Origin of the sequence: Psychrobacter sp. Ps3 (assembly GCF_022129275.1) — a bacterium.
Taxonomy (GTDB): domain Bacteria; phylum Pseudomonadota; class Gammaproteobacteria; order Pseudomonadales; family Moraxellaceae; genus Psychrobacter; species Psychrobacter submarinus.
The window spans coordinates 1-7,948 of the sequence record NZ_JADQAL010000062.1 but is presented as its reverse complement, the minus strand read 5'-3'; the positions used below and the strand labels follow the sequence as shown (position 1 = coordinate 7,948).

The following is a 7,948-nucleotide window of genomic DNA, read 5'->3' as shown; positions in this document are numbered from 1 at the left end:
CGCCTAAAAAATAGTCGCTGTCAGTGCCATGGTCGAATGTTCAACACGCCCTAATCTACTTAGTAAATATGCTCTGGCTTTTTTGTATTTATAAGCTTGAAATTAGCTTTTTTCAAAGCGGTACTTTGTCTCAAATGACGGTCTCAAATGACGCCTAATCTACTAAATTTAATGAGTATCTATTAAATGCAAAAACGCTTAGCCAAAATTCTACTATTTGCTATTCTGGCCTCAGGCATTTCACTGGCTGTATTGATAGTCAGCTCAAGGTATTTGAGGATTTAGGACATGTACCGCATGAAGAAGATCCACAAGCGACAGTCGCTGTGGTTAAAGATTTTTTAGCGCAGACTGATTAGCGCATCAGCCTATTAGCAATTAATAATTTAATAAGGTTTACTATTAATGATAGCTCTAAATTGACACATACTGATAATAATGAAGAGGGTGTGGTAATCTAGTGTAAGTATAAGTGTTGCAACCAAAGCAAGGGGCTGGTATGGCTTTAAATATGTACTACAAGAACGGCTTGTTTCGAAAAACACGCTGCCAAATCTCTGATAAGCTCGTACCTACGCTGTATCAGGTTCATAACAATGCCGACTTTCCGCAATTAACTTGGCTTATCGATACGCTCTATGACAACCCACAGATCGAGCCTAATATCGCCAAAGCTTTAGCTGAAGAGATGGTAGCGTTTGAGCGAGTGATACTCTCTTTGCAACTGCCTTTTCCTAGAGTCCCATTACAAAAGCTGCAAGACTTCTTTGCAAAGGCAGCTAGAGATCAGCGGACGATTTATAGCAGTAGCGATTGATTATTTCAACAGCTCCTATATCTTTATAGTGTTTTTAAAACAGCTTTCTAAAAGGTTAAAAGCTAATTTAAGCTACCAAGCAAACACCTTAACCACCTTGAATCCCGCCGAAAATACCCCCATACTCTTAGCACTTATAAACAATGAATAGCCTAAGCAAATATGTCTAATATTTTAAAAGATGCGCCAAACTTAGCAGAGAATAACTCAGCAAAAGATCTAAATGATACGATTCGTAATCTAGCTCAAATAGCAGATAAAGATAGCCTTACAGAACTACCTGTGTTGGCGAAAGACAGCCACTACTTAAGCCGGTTAGAGCGTGAGCTGGCACGCGCGGCGGTATCAAAAAACAAAAATTCAAATACTGATGATAAGCAAGACAAAGCGCAAAAAGAGCTGGCTAAAAAGCGCGCGCAGTACGATAAAATCAAAACGCGCTCACAGCAAGCGGTGCAAGCGCGTATCGATAGTATCCCAGACAATTTGCCAGCCACCTTAAACCTAGATTTGCCTGTCAGTCAGCGCGCTGATGACATCGTGCAAGCCATCATTGATAACCAAGTCATCATCGTCGCAGGGGAGACAGGGTCTGGTAAAACCACACAATTACCAAAGCTTGCGATGCTAGCGGGCCGCGGTATAACAGGGCAGATTGGGCATACGCAGCCGCGTCGTCTTGCTGCACGTAGCGTCTCTAACCGTATTGCCGAAGAGCTTGGCGAGAAGTTGGGTAATACCGTTAGCTTTAAGATTCGCTTTAACGAGCAGGGGTCAGCGCAGTCGATTGTCAAATTGATGACCGATGGTATCTTGCTCGCTGAGCTTGGTCATGACAGGTTTTTGAGTAAGTACGATACGATTATTATCGATGAGGCGCATGAGCGTAGTCTTAATATTGACTTTATTATGGGTTATCTCAAAAAGCTGCTGCCTAAGCGCCCTGATCTCAAAGTTATTATTACCTCAGCGACACTCGACACCCAGCGTTTTAGCGAGTACTTTAGTTATTATGATAACAAGCTCAAACGAAAAATCCCTGCGCCGATTTTTAACGTTGAGGGTCGCAGCTTCCCCGTTGAAGTGCGTTATCGTCCGCTCACTGATGAGCCAGTAACTAGCTCAGATGATGACAGCTATGATGACTTCGAAGAGAACCTGCCGCGAGCAGTCGTTGCCGCAGTGGATGAGTGCTTCACCGACGCACAAAGCAAAGGCCATGCCGATCAAGCAGATATATTAATCTTTGCCGCAACCGAAGCTGAGATTCGAGAACTGCAAGATGTACTGGTTCGTCATGGACCTAAGCATACCGAAGTGCTACCGCTGTTTGCACGTCAAACTTATGAAGAGCAGCAGCGCATCTTTCAGCCCTCTGGCCGCGGACGCCGTATCGTCATCGCCACTAACGTTGCCGAGACCGCTCTAACGGTACCCGGTATTCGCTACGTGATTGACCTGGGCTTTGCGCGCATATCACGCTACTCTTATCGCTCGCGCGTACAGCGTTTGCCGATTGAAGCGATCTCACAAGCGGCTGCCAATCAGCGTAAAGGTCGCTGTGGTCGTGTCGCACCGGGCGTTTGTATTCGTCTGTATTCTGAGGAGGACTTTAGCGGTCGCCCTGAGTTTACCGAGCCTGAGATACTGCGAACCAATCTTGCATCCGTTATATTGCAGATGGCAAACCTGCGTTTAGGTAGCGTCGAGAATTTTGAATTTATCGAGCCGCCCGATAGCCGTTTGGTGACTGATGGTCATAAATTGCTTGACGAGCTTGGCGCAATTACCGCCAAAAATGACAAAGCTAACCTACCCAAACGCAAACAAACTTTGGATCATCTGCGTCTGACTCGTATCGGGCAAAAGATGGCGCGTATGCCTATCGATCCAAGGCTGGCACGTATGCTGGTTGCCGGTAGCGACTACGATTGTATTCGCGAGATGCTGATTATCGTTGCGGCTCTAGCAGTGCAAGATCCACGCGAGCGTCCTGCGAATAAACGCCAACAGGCCGATCAAAAGCACGCTGAATTTCGTCAAGATGACTCGGACTTTTTGTTTTACTTGAGTCTTTGGAAGGCGCTATTTGAGGCTGACGAGCACGGTAACAAACTCTCTGGCAATCAGCGTAAAAACTTCACCAAAAAGAACTATCTTAGCTTCCCGCGCGTGCGTGAGTGGAATCAAACCCATCGCCAATTGGTGCAAATGGTCACTGATTTAAATCTAACCGATGTAAAAGAAGTAAAGGGTAATAGTAAAACTAAGCAAAAAAACGCTAAAAATAATAACGATGCTAAAACTACAAGTAAAAAAATAAGCAATCCAAAAAAGCTAAGCGGCGATCCCACGCTGGTTGAAGATGAAGACATCAAAGCGGTTAAGTACGCCAATCTACATCGGGCGCTACTGACAGGCCTGCTCTCTACCATCGCGCACAAAACAGAAAGCCGCGGCGAGTATCTGGCCGCGCGTCAACAAAAAGCCAAAATATTTCCCGCTAGTACTGTATTTAAACAAGTACCGCCTTGGGTGATGGCTTTTGAGGTCGTCGAGACCTCGCAGGTGTTTATGCGTACCGTTGCCAAGATAGAACCTGAATGGATTATCGCTGAAGCGGGTAATTTGCTCAAATATCATTACTTCGAGCCGCATTGGTCAAAGAAGACCGGACGCGTCAAAGCCTACGCGCAGATCAGTCTGTTTGGCCTGATTATCATCTCTAAGCAGCTGACTAACTATGAGCAAGTCAACCTCTCTGAGTCGCGCGAGATCTTTATTCGTGATGGTTTAGTAACGGGTAATCTCGGTCGCGGGGCGCCGTTTTTGCAGCACAATATGGACAAAATCGCCCATGTTGAACGCATTGAGGACAAATTGCGGCGCCGCGATTTACTCGTTGATGAAGAGGCGCTGTATCAGTTTTATGATAAAAAAGTTCCTGAGAACGTCGCTAGCCGCAAAGCCTTCGAAGATTGGCGCGCGGAGATGGAAAAAAGCGATCCTAAGTATCTATTCTTTACCGATGACGATGTGCTTAACAGTCAAGCACCGACTACCGGCGACTTTCCTGAGATTTGGCAGTTAGGCGATTTGCGCTTGCCACTGCGTTACGTGTTTGATCCTGCCAGCGACGATGATGGGGTGACCATTCGTGTGCCACTTGCTGCACTACCGCAGCTTGATGCTATCGAGCTGTTATGGGGCGTACCGGGTTGGCGCTATGAGCTAGTACTGCAACTGCTCAAATCCTTGCCAAAAGACATTCGCCGTCAAATCGTACCGATTCCAGATACCGCGGATAGTTTGTTTGATGAGCTCAAGCCTGAGGGTGAGCAAGGTCTGCTTAAGCAGCTTTGCCATGCGCTGAATCGCCGCGGTATTACCTCGGTGACGCCCGACAAATTTGATCCCTCATCTATCGATCGTTACTTGCAGCCGCAGATATCAGTCGTCGATGACAAAAACCGTATTATCGAAAAGGGGCGTGATCTGCAAACGTTGCAAATCCGTCATGCCAGTGAGACCAGTCAAGCGGTGACCGAACAGCAAGGCGCGCATACGAGTTTCCCTGAGCACTTTACCTTTAGCAAAAACCGCCATAGCGCAGGCGTGGTGATGAAGCAGTTCTCTGCTTTGGTCGCCGACGAAGCAGGTACCGCGGTATCGATTCATCAATATACTGATGTCAATGCCGCCTTGGAGGCGCATCGCACGGGAGTATTAACCTTAATCAAAGCTAAGCTTGGCGCAAAGAAAAAACAGCTGACTAGCCAAATCGATAAGATATTCAAAATGGCTTTTGCACCTTTAGGTGATATGGAAAAGCTGAAGACTATCGTTGTCGATGCCGCGCTCGATGCCACTTTAGAGGAGCACTATGTCTTATTCGATCATAGCTCTGACTTACCTGAGAGCGCTGATAGTATCGCGGTTGACTTAAGCGAGGAGCTGCCTTTTACCAGCGAGGAGTACCAACAGACTGAAAAAGTTGTAGTCAGTAACTTCCTACTGACAGGACAAAGCGTCATCAAAATCCTCAAAGAAGTCTATACGCGTTGGCAGCGTATTCGTCAGAGCCTATTGATGCTCGATCAAGAAGTGTTTGGCGAGTCCATCGATGATATCGAGGATCAGCTATCGGACTTGTACTTAGCGGATTTTGTTTATCGTATGGACTACAGTCATTGGCAGCAGTATCCGCGTTATCTAGAAGCACTAGAGGTGCGAATTGAGCGGCTTGAGCATAACCTTGAGTCGGATCTCGAAGGCGTTTATGCGCTCGATGTGCATATGGAGCGACTGGCTAATCGTGCGAGCGACGCTGCTATCAGTAAGTACCGCTGGATGGTGGAAGAATACCGTATTCAGCTCTTCGCCCAACCGATGAAAACGCGTATGGCGGTCTCACCAAAGCGTCTTAAAAAGGTTTGGGATGAGACGCGTTAAAAAATTACATGCTAATTTTAGCGTCGCAAGTAAAAATTCCTTAAAGGGAATTTTTTGGACGCGTTAGAAAATTGCATGCCAATTTTAGCGTCGCAAGTAAAAATTCCTTAAAGGGAATTTTTTGGACGCGTTAAAAAATTACATGTCGCCAGAAAATCATAGATTTTCTCTTGCGCTAGGATAAAGGTCCCCCAAACCTTTATTATTTCCTAGCTCATAGCGTCTCAAGGAAGTTTTTGTTTAAGCGAGATTTAAATAGATTTTTTTGGACACGTAAAAAATTGTACTGCTCACTCCAAAACTTGACATATTGCTCTGATTAAAGTTCTTACTTATAAGTTTGCTAAACAAGGATAATAATATGTGGGATGAACGCTACAGCGAACCGGGCTTTGCTTATGGCACTGAGCCTAACGATTTTTTAAAGGAAGAATACAAGCGGATACCTGCAGGCGGGCGTGTCTTATGCCTAGCAGAAGGCGAGGGCAGGAACGCTGTTTTCTTAGCCGAGCAAGGTTATGAAGTGACCGCTATGGACTTATCTGAAGTTGGGTTACACAAAGCGCAGCAATTAGCCACTGATAAAGGCGTTACTATCCGCACTCAAGTCGCTGATCTTGCTGATTATGAGTTTGGAGTCAATAGTTGGGATGCTATCATCTCCATTTGGGCGCACGTTCCTGAAGCGGTCCGTCAGCGAGTTCATGCGCAGATAGCCACATCTTTAAAGCCGAACGGAGTATATTTACTCGAAGCTTATACTTATGAGCAAACCAAGCTGGATGCGGTTGGTGGACCGCCTGCTGACCAACCAGATCGTTTTGGCTCATTAGTAGCTCTACGAGCAGAGCTTGCAGAGTTAGACGAAATAACAGGAGTAGAAAAGCAGCGCATGATATCAGAAGGGACACGTCATCAGGGGCTAAGCGCGGTAGTGCAGTTTATCGGTAGAAAAAAACAGTCTTAAAGGATGTCATAGTTAACTGATTATTTAGCAAATATTTCTGCCAAAAAAAAGGTGATAGATTTAGTATCTATCACCTTGTTTATTTTTGAACAGAGTCTTTGCGATTACATCGTGCAGTTTACGCTGTATTCTTTACCATTAGCGAGCTTCGCGCTGATGACACCGTAGTCTGCTTTTGTCTGCCACTGTAGGTTCATCTTAGGATTGTCATTATTAACATAGCGCGTGCCAGAACCAGATACCGCTTGCGTCATGATAACTTTTTGATTGCTAATATCGAATTTTGGCATAGTAATGTTTAAGTTAGCAGCGCTACCATCTGCAGCATAGGCAGCGGTAACTTTGCCATTGCCTTCACAAGTATAAGAATTGACGACTTGGTTTGTAGCACCTGTCTGATCGCTTCCCACGAATGGATTGTTGGCACAAGCAGCTAGAGCTAAAACAGCTGGCGTTAATACTAGTAATTTTTTCATAATTGTCCTCAGAAAATCTAAGAATGAATTGTTTGTAATCCAACACGTATCGTACACCTTAGTGAAAACATTCTCGTTATCATTTGATACCTGTCTCGTAACCATCGTGTTTTAAAGTGTATAAGTTTAAATGTTAAACGAGCTAGGCTTGGATAATTAGGCTCCGATTATGACTCTACAATGACAGCAGAGTCGTTATAGTTATTAGGCTTTTTATTAAGCACGAATACTAATACTGCGCCCAAAATAACGATACTTGCGATAATAAATCGTAAACTCAGACTCTCTGACAAAAACAAAACGCCTGCTAACGCTGCGATTATCGGTACACAAAGCTGCACCACTGCCGCTTGAGTGTTTTTTAACAAGGGCATAGCCACATACCACATACAGTAGCCGAGGCCAGAAGTAATCGAGCCTGATATTACTGCTAGCACCACGCCTTGCATACTTATCCCAGCCCAATGGCTGATAGCGACTATTAACAAAAAAGGGATAACGACTAGGCTTCTGATAAAATTAAACCCCGTAGCTCGTAGCGGCGAGAGACAAGCTTTGCCGCGTATACTATAGATGCCCCAAGCTATACCGCTAAGTGCCATAGTCAGAGCGCCTGTAAAAGAAGGTATGGTTGCTGAAGGGAGCATCAAATAGACAAAGCCAATCAGCGCGAAAGCTAGCGCGAGCCACTGCAGTACAGTTAATTGCTCCTTTTGGTAAATACCCCAACCTATCATCGTCAGTTGCACAGCAGCAAATAATATGAGCGCCCCAGTGCCGGTATCTAGATCCACATAAGCAAGCGAAAAACAAAGCGCGTAGACCACTAAACTGATACTATTAAGCCAGCTGCCTTTATCTGCTAAAATAGCAGCAACAGCAGCGTTATTATTGTCAGTGTTAAAGTCGCTGTTAAAAGAAGTCGCGGTTTGTGTCTGATGTTTTAGACGATGAGTATGAAAGATTATGATAATGCCTAAACAAATAGCGCCGCTCAGTAGTCGTAAAATCGTAAAGTTCCAAGGATCGATAGCATCTTCCATCAATGCCATTCGGCATAGTAGAGAATTGGTAGCGAAAGCTACAAGGGCAACAATAGTATAGAAAGTAGCTGTCAAGAGAACCCTTTAGAATTAGAATATTAGGGCGTGTTGAACATTCACAAATAGGCACTGCTGATTGCTAAAATTGTTCCAGACAAGGCGCAAAGCGACGATAATGCAGATGCCTTAGCTA

The 7,948-nt window shown here is 45.0% G+C and carries 5 protein-coding genes; 3 read left to right on the top strand and 2 right to left on the bottom strand.

Annotated features, from left to right (window positions below; all coding sequences use genetic code 11):
• Window positions 1-499 precede the first annotated feature (499 nt).
• The 3 genes from I3248_RS11925 to I3248_RS11915 all read left to right on the top strand — a co-directional run bounded on the left by I3248_RS11925 (window position 500) and on the right by I3248_RS11915 (window position 6,236).
• The gene (locus I3248_RS11925) at window positions 500-817 is read left to right on the top strand and encodes a hypothetical protein (RefSeq protein ID WP_025644255.1); all 318 of its coding nucleotides are present in this window, start codon (window positions 500-502) and stop codon (window positions 815-817) included.
• 162 nt (window positions 818-979) lie between these two features.
• Window positions 980-5,269 carry an ATP-dependent RNA helicase HrpA gene (gene hrpA / locus I3248_RS11920; protein WP_238063959.1) on the top strand — a complete coding sequence of 1,430 codons (4,290 nt, stop codon included), beginning with the start codon at window positions 980-982 and terminating at the stop codon, window positions 5,267-5,269.
• A gap of 361 nt (window positions 5,270-5,630) precedes the next feature.
• Complete coding sequence (locus I3248_RS11915; protein ID WP_201609906.1) at window positions 5,631-6,236, top strand: class I SAM-dependent methyltransferase; 606 nt, start codon at window positions 5,631-5,633, stop codon at window positions 6,234-6,236.
• Window positions 6,237-6,340: 104 nt separating this feature from the next.
• Here I3248_RS11915 and I3248_RS11910 read toward each other — a convergent pair whose 3' ends face one another.
• Together I3248_RS11910 and I3248_RS11905 are read right to left on the bottom strand one after the other, a co-directional pair.
• The gene (locus I3248_RS11910) at window positions 6,341-6,712 is read right to left on the bottom strand and encodes an MliC family protein (protein WP_201609904.1); all 372 of its coding nucleotides are present in this window, start codon (window positions 6,710-6,712) and stop codon (window positions 6,341-6,343) included.
• 167 nt (window positions 6,713-6,879) lie between these two features.
• Entirely contained in the window at window positions 6,880-7,830 is a 951-nt protein-coding gene (locus I3248_RS11905; protein ID WP_238063957.1) for a DMT family transporter, read from the bottom strand.
• Between the last annotated feature and the right edge of the window lie 118 nt (window positions 7,831-7,948).

Coding starts and splice junctions, on each gene's coding strand:
- I3248_RS11925 (WP_025644255.1), top strand. CDS start 500: ATGGCTTTAAATATGTACTACAAGAACGGCTTGTTTCGAAAAACACGC.
- I3248_RS11910 (WP_201609904.1), bottom strand. CDS start 6,712: ATGAAAAAATTACTAGTATTAACGCCAGCTGTTTTAGCTCTAGCTGCT.
- hrpA (WP_238063959.1), top strand. CDS start 980: ATGTCTAATATTTTAAAAGATGCGCCAAACTTAGCAGAGAATAACTCA.
- I3248_RS11915 (WP_201609906.1), top strand. CDS start 5,631: ATGTGGGATGAACGCTACAGCGAACCGGGCTTTGCTTATGGCACTGAG.